The 21,676-nt window shown below is 71.0% G+C and carries 17 protein-coding genes; 10 read left to right on the top strand and 7 right to left on the bottom strand.

From position 1 onward, the window contains the following. Positions 1-14 precede the first annotated feature (14 nt). Complete coding sequence (locus tag CFN78_RS05015) at positions 15-1,262, bottom strand: MFS transporter (RefSeq protein ID WP_094861378.1); 1,248 nt, start codon at positions 1,260-1,262, stop codon at positions 15-17. A 254-nt stretch (positions 1,263-1,516) separates the two neighbouring features. Between CFN78_RS05015 and hflX the strand changes: the two genes are divergently transcribed. After that, complete coding sequence (gene hflX / locus CFN78_RS05020; RefSeq protein WP_420807852.1) at positions 1,517-2,956, top strand: GTPase HflX; 1,440 nt, start codon at positions 1,517-1,519, stop codon at positions 2,954-2,956. Positions 2,957-3,017: 61 nt separating this feature from the next. Then, positions 3,018-4,049, top strand: a complete 1,032-nt coding sequence (locus CFN78_RS05025; protein WP_240519290.1) for a hypothetical protein — start codon at positions 3,018-3,020, stop codon at positions 4,047-4,049. 10 nt (positions 4,050-4,059) lie between these two features. On the opposite strand, the gene lexA is transcribed toward CFN78_RS05025, so the two are convergent. Then, positions 4,060-4,767, bottom strand: coding sequence for a transcriptional repressor LexA (gene lexA, locus CFN78_RS05030; protein WP_094861380.1), 708 nt, complete (start codon positions 4,765-4,767; stop codon positions 4,060-4,062). Positions 4,768-5,416: 649 nt separating this feature from the next. Here lexA and CFN78_RS05035 point away from each other — a divergent pair. From CFN78_RS05035 to CFN78_RS05050, 4 genes are all read left to right on the top strand, one after another. Then, positions 5,417-5,962 carry a LysM peptidoglycan-binding domain-containing protein gene (locus CFN78_RS05035; RefSeq protein WP_110494988.1) on the top strand — a complete coding sequence of 182 codons (546 nt, stop codon included), beginning with the start codon at positions 5,417-5,419 and terminating at the stop codon, positions 5,960-5,962. A gap of 216 nt (positions 5,963-6,178) precedes the next feature. After that, entirely contained in the window at positions 6,179-6,673 is a 495-nt protein-coding gene (nrdR, locus tag CFN78_RS05040; RefSeq protein WP_094861381.1) for a transcriptional regulator NrdR, read from the top strand. A gap of 33 nt (positions 6,674-6,706) precedes the next feature. Continuing rightward, on the top strand, positions 6,707-9,553 hold the full coding sequence (locus CFN78_RS05045; RefSeq protein WP_094861382.1) for a vitamin B12-dependent ribonucleotide reductase: 2,847 nt from the start codon (positions 6,707-6,709) through the stop codon (positions 9,551-9,553). A 234-nt stretch (positions 9,554-9,787) separates the two neighbouring features. Next, positions 9,788-10,480 carry a maleylpyruvate isomerase family mycothiol-dependent enzyme gene (locus tag CFN78_RS05050; RefSeq protein ID WP_094861383.1) on the top strand — a complete coding sequence of 231 codons (693 nt, stop codon included), beginning with the start codon at positions 9,788-9,790 and terminating at the stop codon, positions 10,478-10,480. 83 nt (positions 10,481-10,563) lie between these two features. Here CFN78_RS05050 and CFN78_RS05055 read toward each other — a convergent pair whose 3' ends face one another. Then, positions 10,564-12,597, bottom strand: coding sequence for a prolyl oligopeptidase family serine peptidase (locus tag CFN78_RS05055; RefSeq protein ID WP_094861384.1), 2,034 nt, complete (start codon positions 12,595-12,597; stop codon positions 10,564-10,566). 251 nt (positions 12,598-12,848) lie between these two features. Here CFN78_RS05055 and CFN78_RS05060 point away from each other — a divergent pair, with 251 nt between their 5' ends. After that, positions 12,849-13,277, top strand: a complete 429-nt coding sequence (locus CFN78_RS05060) for a CBS domain-containing protein (RefSeq protein ID WP_094861385.1) — start codon at positions 12,849-12,851, stop codon at positions 13,275-13,277. Positions 13,278-13,289: 12 nt separating this feature from the next. On the opposite strand, the gene CFN78_RS05065 is transcribed toward CFN78_RS05060, so the two are convergent. Beyond that, entirely contained in the window at positions 13,290-14,234 is a 945-nt protein-coding gene (locus CFN78_RS05065) for a hypothetical protein (protein WP_094861386.1), read from the bottom strand. A 178-nt stretch (positions 14,235-14,412) separates the two neighbouring features. On the opposite strand from CFN78_RS05065, the gene CFN78_RS05070 reads away from it, so the two are divergent. From CFN78_RS05070 to CFN78_RS05080, 3 genes are all read left to right on the top strand, one after another. Further along, positions 14,413-16,242, top strand: a complete 1,830-nt coding sequence (locus CFN78_RS05070) for a Xaa-Pro dipeptidyl-peptidase (protein WP_240519267.1) — start codon at positions 14,413-14,415, stop codon at positions 16,240-16,242. Positions 16,243-16,431: 189 nt separating this feature from the next. Next, positions 16,432-17,283 carry a M23 family metallopeptidase gene (locus tag CFN78_RS05075; protein ID WP_094861388.1) on the top strand — a complete coding sequence of 284 codons (852 nt, stop codon included), beginning with the start codon at positions 16,432-16,434 and terminating at the stop codon, positions 17,281-17,283. 199 nt (positions 17,284-17,482) lie between these two features. Then, complete coding sequence (locus CFN78_RS05080) at positions 17,483-18,568, top strand: DUF4192 domain-containing protein (RefSeq protein WP_094861389.1); 1,086 nt, start codon at positions 17,483-17,485, stop codon at positions 18,566-18,568. Here CFN78_RS05080 and galE read toward each other — a convergent pair. The 3 genes from galE to CFN78_RS05095 all read right to left on the bottom strand — a co-directional run bounded on the left by galE (position 18,531) and on the right by CFN78_RS05095 (position 21,548). Then, the gene (galE, locus tag CFN78_RS05085; RefSeq protein ID WP_094861390.1) at positions 18,531-19,529 is read right to left on the bottom strand and encodes a UDP-glucose 4-epimerase GalE; all 999 of its coding nucleotides are present in this window, start codon (positions 19,527-19,529) and stop codon (positions 18,531-18,533) included. The two genes, CFN78_RS05080 and galE, sit on opposite strands and share 38 nt — an antisense overlap. Before the next feature lie 157 nt (positions 19,530-19,686). Beyond that, positions 19,687-20,853: a galactokinase gene (galK, locus tag CFN78_RS05090; RefSeq protein ID WP_094861391.1), complete on the bottom strand. Its 1,167-nt coding sequence runs from the start codon at positions 20,851-20,853 to the stop codon at positions 19,687-19,689. Continuing rightward, the gene (locus CFN78_RS05095; RefSeq protein ID WP_094861392.1) at positions 20,850-21,548 is read right to left on the bottom strand and encodes an iron-dependent transcriptional repressor DtxR; all 699 of its coding nucleotides are present in this window, start codon (positions 21,546-21,548) and stop codon (positions 20,850-20,852) included. Before CFN78_RS05095 ends, galK begins: the two co-directional genes overlap by 4 nt. Between the last annotated feature and the right edge of the window lie 128 nt (positions 21,549-21,676).

Consider the following 21,676-nt stretch of genomic DNA (forward strand, 5'->3'; position numbering starts at 1 on the left):
GCCCGTCCGTCGAGTCACGGTCGTCCCGCGTCCGGATCCGAGGGCAGGTCCCGGACGCGCCGCAGCGGTGAGCAGATCACCCAGAACGGCCCCAGTGCCATGACGGCAGTGCACGCCCAGATCGCACCGTGCACGCCGATCGCCTCGGCCAGCCACCCGCCGGCCAGACCGCCGATCGGCAGCACGCCCCAGACGACGAAGCGGACGCTGGCGTTCATCCGGCCGAGCAGCCGGTCCGGGCAGATCGCCTGCCGGTAGGTCACCTGGGCCACGTTGTAGACCACGCCGCCGTAGGCGATCCCGGCGAGCCCGGCGGCCACCAGCAGCACCCGCCAGCCCGGCGCCGCGAGCGGGACGAGCAGGGCAGAGGGCCAAGTGCACAACGGGACCAGCCAGATCGCACGCGCCTGTCCCAGCCGCGCGGTCCACGCCCGGGCGGTGAGCGCCCCCGTCACCCCGCCGATCCCGCCCAGCGCGAGCAGCAGCCCTACCTCCCCGGCGGGCAGACTGAGGTCACGGGTCAGGAAGAGGACCTCCAGCGCGGTGAACGCGCCGCCGGACAGATTCGCCGTGGCGGTCGCGCAGACGATCGCCCGCAGCGAGGGGTTGCCGAACACGAATCGCAACCCCTCGGCCACCTCGGCGCGCAGGGTGGTGTCCACGTCCCGCGAGGGTCGCGGTTCCACCGAACGGATCCGCCACAGGGCGAACACCGACACCAGGTAGCCGCAGCCGGTGAGCAGGACGGCGTTCGCGGCCCCGGCGAGCTGGGCGAGACCGCCGCCGATCCCGGGCCCACCGACCTGCGCGACCGACTGGCTCGCCTGCAACTTCGCGTTGCCGTCGAGCAGGCGCGCCCGCCCGATCAGCGACGGCAGGAACGACTGGTACGCGATGTCGAAGAACAGGGTCGACACGCCGACCAGGGCGGCGACCAGCATGAGCTGGGTCAGCGTCAGCACGCCGAACCAGCCGGCCAGCGGCACGCTGAGCAGCAGCAGGGCACGCACCAGGCCGGCCCGGATCATCAACGGCCGCCTGCGCATCCGGTCCACCCATACCCCGGCAGGCAGCCCGAGCAGCAGAAAGGCCGCGTGCTCGGCCGCCGCCAGCAGGCCCATCTGCGCGGGCGAGGCGAACAGCACCGTCGCCGCGAGCAGGGGCAGCACCGTGTGGCCGGTGAAGGTGGCGAACTGGCTGGCCGTGTCCCCGGCCCACAGCCGACGGAAATCCGCGTGACGGAACAGCGAGGCGGTGGGCATGGGAACACCGTGCCGCCCCTGCCAGACAGGCGTCCATCACTTATCACCCGGATGCCCTCCGCCCGTGGCGAACGCAGCTCGCCGCCGGAATACCGGCGCGGCTCATCCGGTTGACCTCGTGGGCAGGCGGGGCGAACTCGCCGCTGCGGCACCCCCGGTCTAGCGGCCCCGCTCCCGGGGTAATCCGCTCGGATTCTTCCCCGACACGTGGGACGATGGAACAACGACACCGACCACCGACATACGGGAGACCCTTGACCAACATCGAAGCTGTCGACGGGCCCGCCTACGAGGACGATCCTTCGACGGGCGAACTGGAACTCGAGGACCGCGCGTCGCTGCGCCGCGTGGCCGGGTTGTCCACCGAGCTCGACGACGTCACCGAGGTCGAGTACCGGCAGTTGCGCCTGGAGCGTGTGGTGCTGGTGGGCGTGTGGACCGAGGGCACCGCAGCACAGTCCGAGGCCTCGCTGGCCGAACTGGCCCGGCTCGCCGAGACGGCCGGCTCCGAGGTGCTCGAAGGCATAGTGCAACGCCGGACCCGTCCGGATCCGGCCACCTACATCGGTTCGGGCAAGGTCCGCGAGCTCGCCGGAATCGTGCGCTCCACCGGCGCGGACACCGTCATCTGCGACGGTGAACTCTCACCCGGGCAGTTGCGGCAGCTCGAGTCCAAGGTGAAGGTCAAGGTCATCGATCGGACCGCGCTGATCCTGGACATCTTCGCCCAGCACGCGAGTTCACGGGAGGGTAAGGCCCAGGTCGAACTGGCCCAGCTCCAGTACCTCATCCCGCGGTTGCGCGGCTGGGGTGAGTCGCTGTCCCGGCAGGCCGGTGGCCGGGCGGGCGGCGGTAACGGCGGAGTGGGCCTGCGTGGTCCCGGTGAGACCAAGCTCGAGACCGACCGCAGGCGGATCGGCAAGCGGCTGGCGAAGCTGCGCAGGGAGATCGCGTCGATGGACACCATCCGCGAGACCAAGCGCGGCCGCCGGGTCGCCAACGAGGTGCCCAGCGTGGCGATCGTGGGCTACACCAACGCCGGGAAGTCCAGTCTGCTCAACGCGATCACCGGCGCGGGCGTGCTCGTCGAGGACGCGCTGTTCGCGACGCTGGACCCGACCACGAGGCGATCGTCCACTTCGGACGGACGGGTGTTCACCCTGACGGACACGGTCGGTTTCGTCCGCCACCTCCCGCATCAGCTCGTGAACGCGTTCCGCTCGACGCTCGAGGAGGCGGCGGACGCCGACCTGCTCGTGCACGTCGTGGACGGTGCCGACCAGGCGCCGGAGGAGCAGGTGAACGCCGTGCACGAGGTGCTGGCGGAGATCACCGGGAAGCGCACCGAGCCGTTGCCGCCGGAACTGCTGGTGATCAACAAGTCGGACGCGGCGGACGAGATCGCGCTGGCCAGGTTGCGGCATGTGCTGCCGGGTTCGATCGCCGTCTCGGCACGCACCGGCGAGGGCGTGCCCGCACTGGCCGAGGCGATCGCCGTCCGGTTGCCGCGTCCCGAGGTCGTTGTCGAGGTACTCATCCCGTACACCCGCGGGGAACTGGTCTCGCGAACCCACGCCGACGGCGAGGTGCTCGCCGAGGATCACGTCGAGGACGGAACGCGACTGCGGGCCAGAGTGCATCCCGATCTCGCCGCGGCACTGAGCGAGTTCGTCGTGCACGGCTCGCCCGCCTGAGCGGTGGTGTCGTTCGCCCCGATCCCGGCGCCGGGCCACTAGCGTCGGTGCCGTGACACAGATCCGCCGGACCGCCGTGCTCGCCGCCGTTTCGGTGGTGGCCGCGGCGACCACCGTGCCCGCCGCCTCCGCCGAGCCGCCCGCACCACGCACGGTGTGCACGGTGGACGACCCGCGGCTGGCCGAACTGTCCGGCATGGTCGCCGACGAGGACCACGTCTACGCGGTCAGCGACGGGGGAACCCGGATCGAGATCGTTGTTCTGGGCCGGGACTGTGCCCGGCAGCGGGTGATCAACGCCGAGACGGACCCGTTCGACGTGGAGGACCTGGCCAGAGGAGCGGACGGCACCTTCTGGCTGGCCGACACCGGTGACAATCGCAAGCGGCGGGAGACCGTCGCGCTGCACGCGGTGACCCCGGATGGGGCGGCGACCCTGTACCGGCTGCGGTATCCGGACGGGGCGCACGACGCGGAGGCGTTGCTGCTCGATGGCGCGGGCGTGCCGTACATCGTGACGAAGAACGTGCTCGGCGGTTCCGGTGTGTACCGGCCGGTGGGCCCGCTGTCGAGCCCGGGGCCGGTGGACCTGGAGAAGGTCGGCTCGCTCGACATCGAGTCGACCGACACCCCGGGCGGGCCGGTGGGCTCGGCCGGTTCGGTCCTGGTGACCGGTGCCGCCTCGGCCGCCGACGGTTCGGTGGTGGCCATCCGGACTTACACCGACGCCTACCTGTACGCGGTACCGGACGGTGATGTCCTCGCGGCATTCGGCCGTGAACCGGTGCGGGTTCCGCTGCCCGGTGAGCGGCAGGGCGAGGCGATCGCGTTCGCGCCGGACGGTGCGCTGCTGGCGGCGAGCGAGGGCGCCGGGGAGCCACTGCGTTCGGTGCCCGAGGCCGCCGCACTGGCCACCGCCCGTTCGGCAGAGGACGGTGACACCCCGGAGGGCTCGCCCGAACCGGCGGGTGCGGGGGAAGCTGCCTCAGCGGACGGGGCGGGCATCCCGGCACTGCCCGCCGCGGTGATCTCGGTGCTCGTCGCCATGGGGGCGCTCGTCGGTTTCCGGGCCTGGTCGTCCCGGCGTCGCTGACTCCGCGGGGTCAGAGCCGCCGCAGCACGGCCACGACCTTGCCGAGGATGCTGGCGTCGTCGCCGGGGATCGGTTCGTACGCCTCGTTGTGCGGCATCAGCCAGACGTGGCCGTCCTTACGTTTGAACGTCTTCACCGTCGCTTCGCCGTCGATCATCGCGGCGACGATGTCGCCGTTCTCCGCCTCGGGCTGCTGCCGGACGACCACCCAGTCGCCATCGGTGATGGCCGCGTCGACCATCGAGTCGCCCGCGACGCTGAGCAGGAACACCTCGCCCTCGCCGACGATGTCCCGTGGCAGGGGGAACACGTCCTCGACCGCCTGCTCCGCGAGCACCGGCCCACCGGCGGCGATCCGGCCGAGCAACGGGACGTAGGCGGGCTTCGGCATCCGTTCGGCGGCCTCGGCTGCCTCCGCTGTCGCTGCGGGATCGGCGTCGGCGGCGAGCACGCCCACGGCGCGTGGCCGGTTGGCGTCGCGGCGCAGGTATCCCTTGCGCTGCAGGGCCCGTAGCTGATGCGAGACCGAGGAGGTCGAGTTCAGGCCCACGGCCTCGCCGATCTCGCGAACGCTGGGTGGGTAGCCGAAACGGTCCACCCACGCGCGGATGACTTCCAGCACCTGCCGCTGGCGTGGAGTCAGCCCGTCGGTGGTGTCCTCGACCTCGGGCAGTGTGTGCACCTTGCCCGGTGTCTCGTCCTTGCTCCCACGTGCCACTGTGCTGCCTCCCGGTTGATGCCGTGCCCCGTGCCGGCACCGCTGCCGCCACGTCCGCCCCCGCCGGTACCGCACCGGCGCGGGCCCTCGGCGAATCGCCGCGGGGGTCCGCCGGTCCGGCCGTCCCCGCCACCCGTGCCACGGTGGTGCCGCTCGGTGTCACCGTGGCCGCCGGCGTGCCGCCGCGACTGCGTTCGCTCTGCTCTGCTGCTACTGCTGTTGTTGTCGTGCTGTTGCGTGTGTGCTTGTGGTGCCGGGTTCGTTCCGCCGTCCCGCCGTCGCTGTCTGTTGTTGCAATGTCGCTGTTGTCGCCGTACCGCTCTCGCTGCTGCCCGTCGCGGGCGTTGCCGTCGTCGTTGCCCGGCGTGTCACCGGCGGCGCCGAACTCGTGTTTCCGGACGGCCGGACACTGGTCGATGTCTCGCGGAACCGGCCCTTGTGCTGGTCGAGGACGCTAGCGCGATGATCGGAAGATATCAAACATCTGTTCGAACGACACGCCGTGTTCGCTCGATTTTGTCGGCTCCGGGTGATAGACATTCGCACGGACGTTCGATAGAACGTCTGTTCGACTGCGAGGCGTGCACGAGGACGGGTCCCCCTGTCGCACAGGTGCCGCCTGACCGTGGAGCTGCGAGGAGGTTCCGAGATGTCGGTGCTGGTTGATGGGGGTGTCCGGGGCGATCGCCGCCGGGCGGATCCGCGGGTGCCGCAGCGTCCGGGGCGGGACGGGCGGGCGACCTCGGGCGTCCCGGAACAGCGGCTCCGGCCGTTGCGTCCGGTGTCGCCGCACGGCCCGGTGCGCCGGGGCGAGGTGCGTCGGCCGCCGACCCGGGTCCGGGTGGTCGCGGGCCGCGGGCGGGCCGCGCGGCCGGCGTGTGCTCCCCGCCGGATGGCACCGCGCTGGGGCTGGCTCCTGCTGCTCGGGCTGGCGGTGTTCGCCGCGGTGGTCGGTCTCGGCGTGCTGGCGCAGTCCGTGCCTGCCGCCTCGGGTGTTCCGGAGGAGACGGCTCTGGTCTCGGTCGCGCCGGGGGAGACCCTGTGGGAGGTGGCTTCCCGGTACGCCCCGGACAGTGAGCCGGCCTCGGTCGTGCGCCGGATCGAGGAACTGAACGGCCTGGCCGGCAGTGGGGTCTCGCCGGGTATGGCGATCGCGGTGCCGGTGCAGGGCGGTGCGGCGGTCTCCGCCGGCTGAGTCCCGGCGCGTTTCTCACTCGGACGAGGTGCTTGCGTGGCCCTGGGGGGCGACCTACGCTCACCCCTACATCTAGTAGGTGTGCGACCGCGACTTGTCCACAGGTTGGGGTAGTATCGGAGATAATTGTCCACATCTCGACGTCCGGTGCCGGACGATGGCGGGGACCGGAGTGGCCGGACCGTCGTGGGCGCGGCGGAAGGAAGGTGATCGGCGGTGCGGTGCCCGTTCTGCCGGCACGCCGACTCCAGGGTCGTCGACTCGCGCGAGGTGGACGAGGGGCAGTCGATCCGCCGCCGTCGTTCCTGTTCGGGATGCGGCCGCAGGTTCACCACCTCCGAGGCGATGGTCCTGGCCGTGGTGAAGCGGGCCGGGGTCACCGAGCAGTTCAGCCGCGACAAGGTGGTCCGCGGAGTGCGCCGCGCCTGCCAGGGGCGCCCGGTCGACGACGACGCCTTGCAGCAACTCGCGCAGCGCGTCGAGGAGACGATCCGTTCCGCGGGGGTCGCCGAGATTCCCAGTCACGAGGTCGGGCTGGCGATTCTCGGCCCGCTGCGTGAACTCGACGGGGTCGCGTATCTGCGTTTTGCCAGTGTCTACCGCTCGTTTTCCTCCATCGAGGACTTCGAGAAGGAGATCGCCGACCTGAGGGAGGCCATAGCGGGTTCGGCATCGCCCGCGGGCGACGATGACAGCGGGGCCGGCGACTGACTGTCGGCGGTTCGAGGGAGCGAGGGGAATCGCATGACGGAAACCGTGGGGACGGGCCAGTTTCACACCGGGAGCGCGGGCCGGGACAGGCCGCCGCAGGACAGTGGCACGGTCGGGTTGCGGCTGGAGCGGGTGCACACCACCCCCGGCGTGCACCCGTACGAGGAGGTCGCCTGGGAACAGCGCGACGTCGTGATGACGAACTGGCGCGACGGCACCGTGAACTTCGAGCAGCGGGGTGTCGAGTTCCCCGAATCGTGGTCGGTGAACGCGACGAACATCGTCACCAGCAAGTACTTTCGCGGCGCTGTCGGCACTCCGGCGCGGGAGCACAGTCTCCGCCAGCTCATCGATCGGGTCGTCCGGACCTATGTCGTCGCCGGTACCCGGCACGGATACTTCGGCTCCGACGAGGACGCCGAGATCTTCGAACACGAACTCACCTGGATGCTGCTGCACCAGGTGTTCAGCTTCAACTCCCCGGTCTGGTTCAACGTCGGCACCGCCTCCCGCCAGCAGGTGTCGGCCTGCTTCATCCTGTCCGTGGACGACACGATGGAGTCGATCCTCAACTGGTATCGCGAGGAAGGGCTCATCTTCAAGGGCGGTTCCGGGGCGGGCCTGAACCTCTCCCGCATCCGCTCCTCCCGCGAGCTGCTGTCCTCCGGCGGGACCGCGTCCGGCCCGGTGTCGTTCATGCGCGGGGCGGACGCCTCCGCGGGCACCATCAAGTCGGGCGGGGCGACGCGGCGCGCGGCGAAGATGGTCGTGCTCGACGTCGACCACCCCGATGTGGAGGAGTTCGTCCGGACGAAGGCAGGCGAGGAGAAGAAGATCCGTGTCCTGCGCGATGCCGGCTTCGACATGGATCTCAGTGGTGCGGACATCTCCTCGGTGCAATACCAGAACGCGAACAACTCGGTCCGAGTGTCCGACGAGTTCATGCGGGCGGTCGAGAACGGGACCGAGTTCGGCCTGCGTGCCCGGCTCGGCGGTGAGGTCATCGACCACACCGACGCGAAGACCCTGTTCCGCACCATCTCCCAGGCGGCGTGGGAGTGCGCCGACCCCGGCATGCAGTACGACGACACGATCAACGACTGGCACACCTGCCCGGAGTCCGGCCGGATCACCGCGTCCAACCCGTGCTCGGAGTACATGCACCTGGACAACTCGAGCTGCAATCTCGCCTCACTGAACCTGATGAAGTTCCTCGCCGCCGACGGCACCTTCGACGCCGTACGCTTCGCCAGGACGGTGGAGTTCGTGATCACCGCGATGGACATCTCCATCTGTTTCGCGGACTTCCCGACCGAGGCCATCGGCGACACCACCCGGAGCTTTCGCCAGCTCGGCATCGGCTACGCCAACCTGGGCGCCCTGCTGATGGCGACCGGGCACGCGTACGACTCCGACGGCGGACGGGCGCTCGCCGCCGGGATCACCTCGCTGATGACGGGCGTGTCCTACCGGCGGTCGGCTGAGCTCGCCGCCGCCGTGGGTCCGTACGAGGGCTACGTCCGCAACAGCGAGGCCCACCGGCGGGTCATGCGCAAGCACGCCGCCGCCAACGACGCCATCCGCACCTCGTACCAGAACGACGCGCGGGTGCGCGATCTCGCCACGACCGAATGGCAGCGCTGCCTGGAGATCGGCGCCTTGCACGGCTGGCGTAACGCACAGGCCAGCGTGCTCGCGCCCACCGGAACCATCGGCTTCATGATGGACTGCGACACCACCGGTATCGAGCCCGACTTCTCCCTGGTGAAGTTCAAGAAGCTGGTCGGCGGAGGCTCGATGCAGATCGTCAACCAGACGGTCCCGCGCGCGCTGTCCTCGCTCGGATACCAGGACGAGCAGGTGGAGGCGATCGTCGACTACGTGGCGCGGCACGGCCATGTCGTGGGTGCGCCCGGTCTGCGCCCCGAGCACCAGGAGGTCTTCGACTGCGCGGTGGGAGAGCGGTCCATCGCCCCGATGGGCCACGTGCGAATGATGGCCGCGGTGCAGCCGTTCCTGTCCGGCGCGATCTCCAAGACCGTCAACATGCCGGAGTCGGCCACGGTCGAGGACGTCGAGGAGATCTACTTCCAGGGCTGGAAGGGTGGGCTCAAGGCGCTCGCGATCTACCGGGACAACTGCAAGGTCGGCCAGCCACTGTCCACCGGCGGCAAGGAACAGAGTTCGGCGACCCCGGCCGCGCAGCCGGTGGTCGAGTACCGGCCGGTGCGCAAGCGGCTGCCGAAGAAGCGGCCGAGCCAGACCGTGTCGTTCACCGTCGGCGGTGCGGAAGGCTACCTGCACGCGGGTTCCTACCCGGACGACGGTCTCGGCGAGATCTTCGTCAAGCTGGGCAAACAGGGATCCACCCTGGCGGGCGTGATGGACGCGTTCTCCATGTCCATCTCGGTCGGGCTGCAGTACGGAATCCCCCTCGAGTTCTACGTGTCGAAATTCTCGAATCTGAGGTTCGAGCCCGCGGGAATGACCGACGATCCCGACGTCCGGATCGCGACCAGCGTGCTCGACTATCTGTTCCGCAGGCTTGCGCTCGACTACCTGTCCTACGACAAGCGTGCGCAGCTCGGCATCTTCACGGCGGGGGAGCGGGCCGCCCAGGTGGAGGCCGACTACGGCGGTGGCCAGGACAACGTGGATCTGGAGGCGCTGCGCACCGGCGTCCATTCGGCTGGGCGACCGGCCGCGGACGAGGGGACCGAGGACACCGGCCGCCCGGCGCAGAGCACAGCCGAACTGGTCGATCTGCAGCTCGGCAAGGCGGCCGACGCGCCGTTGTGCATGACCTGCGGGACCAAGATGCGCCCCGCCGGATCCTGTTACGCCTGCGAAGGGTGCGGTTCCACCTCGGGCTGTAGCTGAGGCGCACGGCCACCGGGTCAGGGGAGCGCTACCGCGCCCCTGGCCGGGCCCGCGCGACCGGCCGGGGGCGGCGGCGGTGCATCCGCGTCCGCCGGTACCCGGGGCCTCGCGACGTTCCACGGAATCTCCGTGGCTGACCACATCAGTCCACACAGGACTGTCGAACCGGCGTCCGGCCAGGCGCCGGCGCGGCCTCCGCGCGACGCGGAGGCCCAGGGGGCAAGGAGTATCGACATGCAGGTTGCCGATGTGGTGACCGAAGTGACCACCGGGCAGGCGCGTCTGGCGCTGCTGCTGGATGGACTCGACGAGGACGCGGCCAGGTCCGCGTCCCGGCTACCGGGCTGGACGCGCGGACACGTGCTGACCCATCTCGAACAGGTCGTGGTGGCTTTCGCCCGCCAGGCCGAGTACGCCCGGCGCGGCGAGCTGGTCGAGGTCTACGACGGCGGACGCCCCGGCCGGGACGCCGCGATCGAAGCGAACGCGGGCCGTCCCGCCGCCGCCCTGAGGTCCGCGGTCTTCGCGGCGAACGAGCGGCTCGCGACCGCATGGGCGGAACTGGAGCCGGGTGACTGGTCCGCCGCGGTGCGGTACCGCGATTCGAACCTGCTCGCGACGGCGTTCTGTGTGTGGCGGGAAATAGAGATCCACACCGCGGACGCCGACATCGGCTACGAGCCCGGCGAGTGGTCCGCCGACTTCTGCGCCCACGTCGTCGAGTTCCTCCGGCCGCGGGTGCCGGCGGGGGCGCGGCTGCTGCTCGCCCCCGCCGACGCCCGGCAGCGGTGGGACCTCGGTGAGGGCGAGCCGGTGACCGTGCGCGGGCCGCTGGCCGGGATCACCGCCTGGCTGGCCGGCCGCGACGACGGCACGGGACTGGATTCCGGAGGCGCCGCCCTGCCCGTGCTGCTCGCCTGGCCCTGACCCGGTACGGGGTTCCGCCGGGAGCGCGATGCGGCCCGCGGAACCCGTACCGGAAGCCGTGCCTGAAGCCGGCCGGGAAGCGGTCAACAGCCGAGGTGGCGCCAGAGGAACTCGAACACCAGCGCCCACTTGAACGCGAGCTGCTCGTTGTCGGCCGCGGCGCCGTGCCCGCCCTCGATGTTCTCGTGGTAGCGGACGTCGTGCTCCTGTTCCCGCATGCGCGCGACCATCTTCCGGGCATGTGCGGGGTGCACCCGGTCGTCCCTGGTGGAGGTCACGAACAGCGAGGGCGGATAGTACCGTCCACTGTGGACGTTGTGGTACGGCGAGTACTCGCGCAGGTAGGCCCATTCCCGCTCGACGTCGGGGTCGCCGTACTCCGCCATCCACGAGGCTCCGGCCAGCAGCTTGTGGTATCGCTTCATGTCCAGCAACGGAACCTGGCTGACGATGGCACCGAAACGCTCCGGGTACCGGGTGAGCATCACCCCCATCAGCAGACCGCCGTTGCTGCCTCCCTGGATGCCGAGCCGGTCGGGGGTGGTGATGCCGCGCTCCACCAGATCGGCCGCGACCGCGGCGAAGTCCTCGTACACCTTCACCCGGTTCTCCTTGACCGCGCCGGCGTGCCACTGCGGTCCGTACTCGCCGCCGCCGCGCAGGTTCGCCACCACGTAGGTGCCGCCGCGGCCGAGCCAGCCACGGCCGGTGACCCCGCTGTACGAGGGAGTCAGGGAGATCTCGAAACCGCCGTAACCGGTGAGCAACGTCGGTCCCGGGCGGTCGGTTCTCCTGCCCACCACGAAGTAGGGGATGGCGGTGCCGTCCGCCGAGGTGGCGAAATGCTGCTCGGCGCCGATCCCGTCCGCGTCGAAGAAGGAGGGCGCCTGCTTGAGTACCTCGAGTTCCTCGCCCACCTGCCCGCGCAGCAGGGTCGAGGGCTGGGTGTAGCCGCTCACGTTCAGGAAGAACTCGTTGCTGTGATCGGCATCGGTGCCGATCACGTTCACCACCCCGACGTCCGGTATGCCGGGCATCGGTTCGTCGCTCCACGTCCCGTCTGCGCGCGGCGTGAGTACTCGCAGCCGCGTCTTCACGTCCTCGAGGGTGCCGAGCAGCACGTGGTCCCAGGTCCAGGTGTAGTAGTCGAGGGAGGTGTGCGCGTCCGGGGTGAACAGCGTGACCAGCTCGCGCCTGCCCGCCAGGTAGTCGTCGAACCGGGCGGCCAGCAGCGCCCCGGCCGGGTGTTCCCGCCCGCCCACCCGCCACGGCGAGCGGGTGCGGATCAGCATCCAGTCGCGGTGCGCCGATACGGCGGCGTCCTCGGGCAGGTCGACGCGGGTCAGCCCCTCGGGGGTACGCAGCAGGTGCTCGGACCGGTAGAAGTCGATCGCCCGGACGACGAAGTCTCGCTCGTACCCCTGCGTGGAGTCGTGCGAGCCCTGCACCGCGACGTCCTCGGTCTTGCCCTCGAACACCGTCACCGCCTCGGCGAGCGGCGTACCGCGCCGCCACTCCTTCACCAGTCGCGGATAGCCGGACGAGGTCATGGATCCTTCGCCGAAATCGGTGCCGACGTAGACCCGGTCCTCGTCGATCCAGTCGATGGACGATTTCGCCTCGGGCAGGACGAAGCCGCCGGGAACGAACTCCAGCGTCTCCATGTCGAACTCGCGCACCACACTCGCGTCGGCGCCGCCGCGGGACAGCTCGACCAGGGCGTGCCGGAAACCCGGCTCGAGCACCCGGGCGCCCTCCCACACCCAGTTCTCGCCCTCCGTCTCGGCGAGCGCGTCGACGTCGATCAGCACCTGCCACTCCGGCGCCTCGTCCCGGTAACTCTCCAGCGTCGTCCGCCGCCACAACCCGCGCGGATTCTCGGCGTCCTGCCAGACGTTGTAGAGGTGGTCCCCGCGCCTGCGCGGATACGGGATCCGGCCGTCGGAATCGAGCACCTCGCGCACACGGTCGCGCAACTCGCCGAAGTCCGCGCCGCCGGTCAGTTCGGTGACGGTCTCGGCGTTGCGTGCTCGCACCCAGTCGAGCGCCCGGTCGCCGGTGACGTCCTCCAGCCAGAGGTGCGGATCGTCGCCGTCGGTGTGCTTCGTGTCGGTCATGCCGCCAGTCTGGCCGTTCCCGGGGCACGGGTGCCAGCCGATCGAGCGCGTCGTGCGGGGCGGGAAGGGTGTACGGACACGCGGCGCGCATCCGTGAGAGTGCACCCACGTGGACCCCGGCCACGTGCTCGGCGCCACCCGGGAGGACGCCTGACCTGCGCGCCGCCGGAAACCGGCATTCGCGGCTTTCCCCGGTGCCCGCCCGGCGACTAATCTGATGTGAACCAGATCACGCTGCCGGAAGGAGTCACATGCGGATTGCCGATGTACTGCGGACCAAGGGCGCGACCGTGGCGACGGTGGGACGCGAGTCCTCCGTGACCGAACTGCTGGGCCAGCTCGCCGAACGGAACGTTGGTGCGCTGGTGGTCGCGGGCGAGAACGGGGTCGAGGGCATCGTGTCCGAACGCGACGTCGTGCGCGGCCTGCACGAGCACGGGCCGGCGCTGCTGTCCCGGCGGGTCGCCGACATCATGACCACCGACGTCACCACCTGCACCCCCGAGGACTCCGTCGACGACCTGAGCGCCCTGATGACGCAACGCCGCATCCGCCACGTGCCTGTGCTCGTCGACGGGACGCTGGCCGGGATCGTCAGCATCGGTGACGTGGTCAAGACCCGGCTCGGTGAGCTGGAGGAGAGCCGGGAGCAGCTCGAGGCGTACATCGCCCAGGGCTGACCGGGCGAGCGGTCAGCGGGCCGCCGCGGTCAGGATCGGTGCCAGCGCACCGATCCCGGCCGTGACGGCCGCCCGCCCCGCCGCATATGAGGTACCCGCGGGCTGCTCGGTCAGCAGCACCACCACGTATCGCAGATCGGGCCCGGCAAGTCCGGTCGTGTTCAGTACCAGACCGTCCGCCACCCGCATCCACCCCTGCTTCACCGCCCACGGTGTGCCCGGCAGGGCATCCGGGATGCCGAAGTACTGAGCGAAGCCGTCGGCGGCCGGATCGGTGGCCCCGGACAGCGTGTCCAGGGTGAACGCGCTCGCCTCCGCGGGCAGACCGCCGGCGATGAACTCGTAGGCCGCGCTCACGTCGCGGGCGCTCATCCTGGTCAGTTCCCAGTCGGCGTCCCGCCGGGGCGGCGTGGTCTCCCGCAGGCCGATCAGGTCGCCGAGCGCGGGGTCCAGCACGGTCGGATCCCACCACGCGGAGGCGACCCCGTCGGAGCTGCCGGCGAGCATCGCGGTCAGCCCGGCACGCTCGGCCTCCGGCAGCCGCCACCCCGCGTCCCGGATGCGATCCACCGCGATCAGCAGTTTCACCACCGAGGCTGTGTAGAACGGCCGCTCCGCACCCGCCGAGGCCACGGTGGTCCCGCTCAGCCGATCGTGCAAGTGCAGGCCGAACTCGGTGCCCGGCACTCGGCCCCGTACGGCTGCGCCCACCGCCTCGGCGAGCGCGGCACCGTCGAACTCCGCCGGAGCGAGGGTCTCCGGGGCGCCGGACTCCGCGGTACCGGCCGCTCCGGTGCCGGGTTGCGGGGCGGCCGATGGACCCGGCAGCGTGGCCGCGGCGGCGGGCGGGGTGACCGGCTCCGCGCAGCCCTCCGGCGCGGCCGCCACCGTCAGTGCCAGCACCGCCACGGCAAGGCCGGTGCCGCACAGCGTCTGAACCGAGGATCGGCGCTTCATACACCACACAACGACCAGGCTCTCCGGATTGTTGCGATCCCGGCGAGGTTTCGCATTTTTTCTCGTTCCACGGAAATGGTGGGTCACCGATACCTGCGTCGGTAGGGAATTCCTTGACATGCCCGCACCGTCCGGGAAGGGTCATTTCGTTCGTTCCTTCTCACCTGAGGTGGGTTCTGTGAGAGCCAAGCGTTTCGCCGCCCTGATCGCCGCCGCCGTGGCATTGCCACTCGCCGCCACCGGCGCCCAGGCGGATCCGCCGCCCGCGCCCGTCTTCGACAACGGTGAGGCGCAGCCGGTGTTCGACCCCGCCGATGTCGTGCGGGAGAGCCTGTGGGTCGACGCCCCGGTGGACAGCGACCACGACGGCGTCCACGACAAGGTGCACGTCGAGATCGTTCGGCCGGCGGCGACGGAGCGGGGCATGAAGGTGCCCGTCGTCTACCAGGCCAGCCCCTACTACGCGGGCGGCAACGACGTGCCGAACCACAACGTCGACGTCGAGCTGCACGATCCCGGTGCCGCGGCCCCGGCCCGGCGCGCGGACGGAACGCGCACCTCCTCCGTCGGCGCGGTCGAGGGCGCGGGGCCGAGGGCCGAACCGATCACCTGGCAGTACGAGGAGTACTTCGTCTCCCGCGGTTTCGCCGTGGTGTACGGGGAATCCCTCGGCAGCGGCCAGTCCACCGGCTGCCCGACCACCGGCGGGGAGAACGAGACCGTAGGCGCCCGCTCCGTCATCGACTGGCTCAACGGCCGCCTGCCCGCGCACGACGCCGGCGGCACCCCGGTGCCCGCGGAGTGGACCACGGGCAGGACCGCGATGCAGGGCGTCTCCTACAACGGCACGCTGCCCAACGCCGTCGCCACCACCGGCGTCGAGGGGCTGGAGACGATCGTTCCCATCGCGGCGATCTCGAGCTGGTACGACTACTACCGCGAGGACGGTGCCGTCGTCGCGCCCGGTGGTTATCAGGGTGAGGACGCCGACGTGCTGGCCGAGTACGTGCACACCCGGGCCGACCGGGAGGTGTGCGCGCCCGTCATCGCGGAGGTGGCCGCGGACCAGGACCGTGTCACCGGCGACTACAGCCCGTTCTGGGCGGAGCGCAACTACCTCGACGACGTCGGCGGGGTGAGGGCCTCCGTGCTGGCCGTGCACGGCCTCAACGACTGGAACGTCACCACCGGCCAGGTCGCCCGCTGGTACGCGGCACTGGGGGAGCAGGGCGTCCAGCGCAAGATCTGGTTGCACCAGTCGGGTCACACCGACCCGCTGTCGCTGCGCAAGGACGAGTGGCTCTCCACCCTGAACCGCTGGTACTCGCACTACCTGTTCGGCCAGGACAACGGCGTCGAGGACGAGCCGCGTTCCACCGTGCAGCGGGAGGACATGTCCTGGGCCGACGAACCGGACTGGCCGGCCCCGGGAGCCGAGGACGCGACCGTGTATCCGTGGCCGGGGGGTGGCGGCAAGGGCACCATCGACGTGCGGGACGCCGTACCCGGGGCGTCCACGGTGGAACGGCTCGCCGACGACGCGGGCAAGACCGTCGAGCAGCTCGCGGACCTCCCCTCCTCGGGTAACCGCCTCGCCTACTCCACGACCGCAGCCAGTGAACCGGTGCGGTTGAGCGGAACCCCGGTCGTGGACCTGGCCGTGGCGTTCGACCGGCCCGCGGCGAACGTCACCGGCGTGCTGCTGGACCGCGCGCCGGACGGCACCTCGAAGGTGATCACCCGCGGCTGGACCGATCCGCAGAACCGGTCCGACCCGGCCACCACGGAGCCGATCGAACCCGGTACGAGCTACGCCATCGGGTTCGAACTCCAGCCGAAGGACTACGTGCTGGCCGCCGGGCACCGGCTGGAGTTCATGGTGGCCTCCAGCGACCACGACTACACCCTGCGGCCCGACCCCGGGGCGGGTTTGTCCGTGGACCTGACGAAGACCGCGGTGACACTGCCGGTGGTCGGCGGCGCCGAGAGCCTGCGGTCGGCGTTCTGATCCGGTCCCCGCCCGCTGTTGGGACGGGTGGAGCACGCCGATGCTCCACCCGTCCCAATCGCGGTTGAACGGTTTTCCCGCCCGGTTTCGGTGCGGAAACATTTCACCGGAATATTGCGCGAAAAGGTATTTTCGAACCGTCGTTTCGTGCTTACATCCTTACCCCCTGCAGTCATTCCGGAGGTAACGATGACGACCTGGCGAAGAATTGTGGCCGTTGCCGCGGCGGCGGTGCTCCCCGCACTCGGCCTGCTCGTGGCCGGACAGTCCACCGCGTCCGCGGCTCCCAATTTCCAGGTGCCCTTCGCCTGTGGCACCACGGTCACCGCCGCGACCTTCAGCGGGCACAGTCCCGCCAACTCGGTGGACTTCCAGAAGTCCGGCATCACCGGGATGCCGGTGCTCGCCTCCGCGTCCGGCACCGTCTCGCGGGTGGCCAACGAGGGGAACACCAGCTACGGGCGCTGGGTCGAGGTCGACCACGGCGGCGGGTGGACCACCCGGTACGCCCACCTGAACAGCCAGTCGGTCTCGGTCGGCGACTCGGTGTCGACCGGCAAGCAGCTCGGCACCGCGGGGGCCACCGGCGGTGTGACCGGTCCGCACCTGCATTTCGAGGAGCGGCTCAACGGCACGGCGCAGAAGGCCACGCTGCACGGTGTGGCGGTGCCGTACAACGGACACACCGACTTCACCAGCAAGAACAACTGCGGCGGCAACCCGTACTCGGCCACCGAGGTGTGCGGTTCCGGCTTCACGGTGATCAACTCGCACAAGCTGGGCTCCGCGGGCACCGCGTACCTGCTGTACAACGCCTCGACCAAGGCGAACTGCGTGACCACCCTGAAGGCCGTGTCACTGGGCAAGGAGAGCGCGGCCTCAGCCTTCCTCGAGGTCCAGGGCAGCGCCCGCGTGACCGACTCCGGGGACTTCGGGTACTACGCGGGCCCGGTGAAGAAGGCCGCGGGCGCCACCTGCGTCAAGTGGGGCGGCTCGGTGGGCGACGAGTCGTACACCAGCCCGTTCGAACACTGCGGCTGACCTCCCGGCGACGTGCGGTGTCCGGCCCGCCCGACCGGTGGGCCGGACACCGATGGCGGGCGGGTCACGGTAGACCATCCCACCGACAGTCGCCGCCGCCGGTGGACGACGTCGCGTGAGTTGTCCCCGGCGCGCCGAACCATCCACAGATCCGCCGTGACCACCCCACGGGCCGGGCAGGCCCGGCACGGTCGATCACATGACCACTTCCACGACTTCCGGCCGGCTGCGCGTCGACCTTCGCGACCCGGGGCAGCTCCTCGCCGGAATCCCGCACCTGCTCGGCTTCCGCCCGTCCAACTCGGTGGTGCTGATCGGTCACCGTGGCCCGGCAGCGCGCACGATCGGCGCCGTGGCCCGCGCCGATCTGCCACCGGCGGGCTGCGAACGAGACCTCGCCGCCCGGCTGATGGGCGCCCTGCTCGCCGACGGGGCCACCGGGGCGACCCTGGCGATCGTCGGGGGCCGTGTGGCAGAGCAGGAGCGGCCCGGCGCCCGCGTCGTCGCGGCGCTGGCCTCGGTGCTCCGCGATACCGGACTGCGCCTGCTGCACGTCCTGCGAGTGCCGGACATCGCGGCCGGCGCGGCATGGGCCTGCGACACCGACCCCGGTTGCGCGGGTCTGCTGCCCGATCCGGCGACGACCGCACTGGCGGCGGCCTCCGCCACGGTCGGTGTGGTCACCTTCGGCAGCAGGGAGGCCATGGCGAGCCTGCTGGACCCGGTGGATGAGGACACGCTCGGCAGGCGTTCCGCGTTGCTGGACGCCGCGGCCGACGCCGCGGCGGGCACCGACCCCGATTCCGACGCCGAGATCCACCGGGCCTGTGCGCTGGTCCGCCGTTACCTGCGCGGACCCGGCGAGGTCGTGCTCTCAGACGACGAGGAGGTGGTGGCCCTCGCGCTCGCCGTCTCCCGTCCGCGCGTCCGCGACGCCTGCCTCACTCTCGCGCTCCCGGCCGGTTCCGACGCGGCCCGGGTGGCGGAGCGTCTCTGGCTGGCACTGGTCCGGGCCACTCCGCGGCCCGAGCGTGCCCACCCGGCCTGCCTGCTCGGGTTCTCCGCGTACATGCGCGGCGACGGCGCACTGGCCGGGATGGCACTGGAGAACGCGCTGACCGCCGACCCCGGCCACGTGCTCGCCGGGCTGCTGTTCCGGGCGCTCGATCACCACATGCTGCCGAAACGGCTCGAACAGCTCGGCCGGGGCGAGGACCAGGCGGTCGAATGGCTGTCGGGTCCGGAGATCAGCGCGGTGCCGTTGCCCCGCGACGGCTCTGGGTGAATCGCCACGCGTCGCCGACGATCCCGGCGAGATCGGCCCGCTCCGGTGTCCAGCCGAGTTCCTCGCGTGCCCGTCCGGCAGCGGCGACGAGTGCCGCCGGGTCGCCCTCGCGACGGGGAGCCACCGCGGCCGGGATCGGGTGACCGGTCACCTCCCGGCAGGCCTCGATGACCTGGCGTACCGAGAATCCGGTGCCGTTGCCGAGGTTGTAGATGCGGTGTTCCCCGGCGGCGGCGCCCGCCAGCGCGAGCTGGTGGGCATCGGCGAGGTCGACGACGTGGATGTAGTCGCGGACGGCGGTGCCGTCCTCGGTCGGGTAGTCCTCGCCGTAGATCTGCACCTGCTCGCGATCACCGGTGGCGACCTGCAGAACGATCGGGATCAGGTGGGTTTCGGTGGCGTGGCGTTCGCCGTAGGCGCCGTAGGCCCCGGCGACGTTGAAGTAGCGCAGGCTGACCGCCGCCAGCCCGTGCGCCCGTGCGTAGGAGGTGATGGCGTGGTCGATGGCGAGCTTCGAGGCGCCGTAGGTATTGGTGGGGCGCGTCGCCGCGCTCTCCGGGATCGGCGAGCTGTCCGGTTCGCCGTAGGTGGCGGCGGTGGAGGAGAACACCAGACGGGGTGTGCCGTGCACACGCATCGCGTCCAGCAGGCGAAGCGAGGTGACGACGTTGCCGTTCCAATACTTGCCGGGGTCCTGCATCGACTCGCCCACGAGTGACTTCGCCGCGAAGTGCAGGACGCCGTCGAATCCTTCTCCCAGAAGGGTTTCCGCGGTCTCCGCGGCGTCACCCTCGATGAAACGGGCACCGCCGGGAACCGCGTCGGCGTGCCCGGTGGACAGGTCGTCCACCACAACGACCTCGTGCCCGGCCTCGATCAGCCGGGCGGCGCAGACACTGCCGACATACCCGGCTCCGCCGGTGACGACCAGTTTCATGGCGGTGCGTTCGTTCTCGGTCATGGTCGGATCCGGGCCTCTCCTGCGTGATTCCCGCACGATGGGGGTGCCGCGATGTCGGGTACCGAGTCGGCACGCGGCGGGGTGGTCGGGCACACAGTCTGTACCCCGCGGCGACCGGAGCGGCAAGGAGGTCCCGGCGGCGCGGGCGAGGAGTGCCTCAGACCCGCCCGGCGCCCGCCGCGGGCACGGCCAGGAAGAACCGCGGGGCGGGCAGGTGCTCCCGCACGTACCGGCTGCCGACCGCCGACTCGACCGCCTGCTGGTCGCCGGAGCGGATCAGCGCGATGGCCGAGCCACCGAACCCGCCGCCGGTCATCCGGGCGCCGAGCGCACCGGCCTCCAGCGCGGCCTCGACGGCGAGGTCGAGCTCCACGGCGGACACCCGGTAGTCGTCGCGCAGGCTGGCGTGCGAGGCGTTCAGCGACGGGCCGATGTCGGCGACCCGGCCCGCGCGCAGCGACGCGACCACGTCGAGGACGCGCTGGTTCTCGGTGACCACGTGCCGCACGAGGGGGCCGAGTTCGGCGGGCAGGGTAGCCATCGCGGCATCGAGCCCCTCCGGGGTGATCTCGCGCAGCGACTTCACCCCGAGCAGGTCCGCGGCCCTTTCCGTACCCCGGCGCCGTTCTCCGTAACCGGATTCGCTGTGGCTGTGCTTGGCCCTGGTGTCGATCACCAGGATCCGGAGGTCGTCCTCGGCGGTGTCGAAGGGAACCTGCTCGCTCTCCCCGGAGCGGACGTCGAGGAACAGCACATTGCCCTCGACACAGCACATCGACGCGGTCTGGTCGAGCACACCGGTTGGGGCGCCGACGAAATCGTTCTCCGCCCGCTGCGCGAGCCGCGCGATCTCCACCCGCCGGGCCGCGTCCGGCTCGCCGTACCCGGCCAGCCCCAGCAGCGCCAGGGCGACCGCGCACTCAAGGGCGGCCGAGGACGACAGGCCCGCACCGGTCGGCACGTCGCCGGCGAGCACCAGGTCGGCACCACCGGAGACACCCTCGTCCCGCAGTGCCCATGCGACCCCGGCCGGATACGCGCCCCAGCCGGATACGCCACCGGGTTCCAGATCCGCGATCGCCACCGGGGTGATCCGCTGCAGCTTGCCGTCGGAGCCGACCGTCGCGACGGTGAGCATCCCGTCGTCCCGCCGGCCCGCGGCAGCGGCGATCCGGTGCGGCAGCGCGAACGGCAGCACGAAACCGTCGTTGTAGTCGGTGTGCTCGCCGATCAGGTTCACTCGTCCGGGAGCCGCCCACACTCCGGCCGGGGGAGCACCGTGCAGGTCGCGGAATGCCGCGACCGCGGTCGCCGCCTGGGTCACCGTGCCTGCGCCAGCACCGCGTGCAGGGCCGAGGTGGCGACCCGGACCGTGCTGCCCGATCCGGTCACCTCGACCGTGGCGCCGGAACCGTTCGCCCTGCCGATCCGCACCATGCCACCGGGAACCACGCCGGCGGACTTGAGCTCGGTCATCAGCGCCTCGTCGATCTGCACGTGCTCGGCGATCCGCCGGATCTCGACCTCGCCGCCACCGGCGCGGGCGAACTCGTCGAGCCGGACCAGGCCGGTCTCGATGGCGGGCGCGGGCTCTGTTCCCTCGCCCAGCTTCTCCAAACCCGGGATCGGATTGCCGTACGGGGAGGTGGTCGGGTGCCCGAGCAGCGTCACCAGCTTGCGTTCCACGGCCTCGCTCATCACGTGCTCCCAGCGGCAGGCCTCGGTGTGGACCTGTTCCCACTCGAGCCCGATGACATCGACCAGGAGCCGTTCGGCCAGCCGGTGCTTGCGCATCACGGCCACCGCGAGTTCCCGGCCGTGCTCGGTGAGCTGCAGGTGGCGGTCGTCGGCCACGATGACCAGTCCGTCGCGCTCCATTCGCGCGACCGTCTGGCTCACGGTCGGCCCGCTCTGCTGCAGCCGCTCCGCGATCCGCGCGCGCAGCGGCACGATCCCCTCTTCCTCGAGGTCGTAAATCGTGCGCAAGTACATCTCGGTGGTGTCGATGAGATCGTTCACGCCTGTCCCCTTCGTCCGCGAAGTACATCCTAGTCGCTCGCCACCCGCGGCCGGACCATGCGGGCGGTAACGACGCCGGTACGGGGAAAAGTCCCCCGGCTCCCGCGTTCTCCCGGGCCGGCGCGAAG

Source organism: Amycolatopsis antarctica (assembly GCF_002262875.1).
GTDB classification, from domain to species: domain Bacteria; phylum Actinomycetota; class Actinomycetes; order Mycobacteriales; family Pseudonocardiaceae; genus Amycolatopsis; species Amycolatopsis antarctica.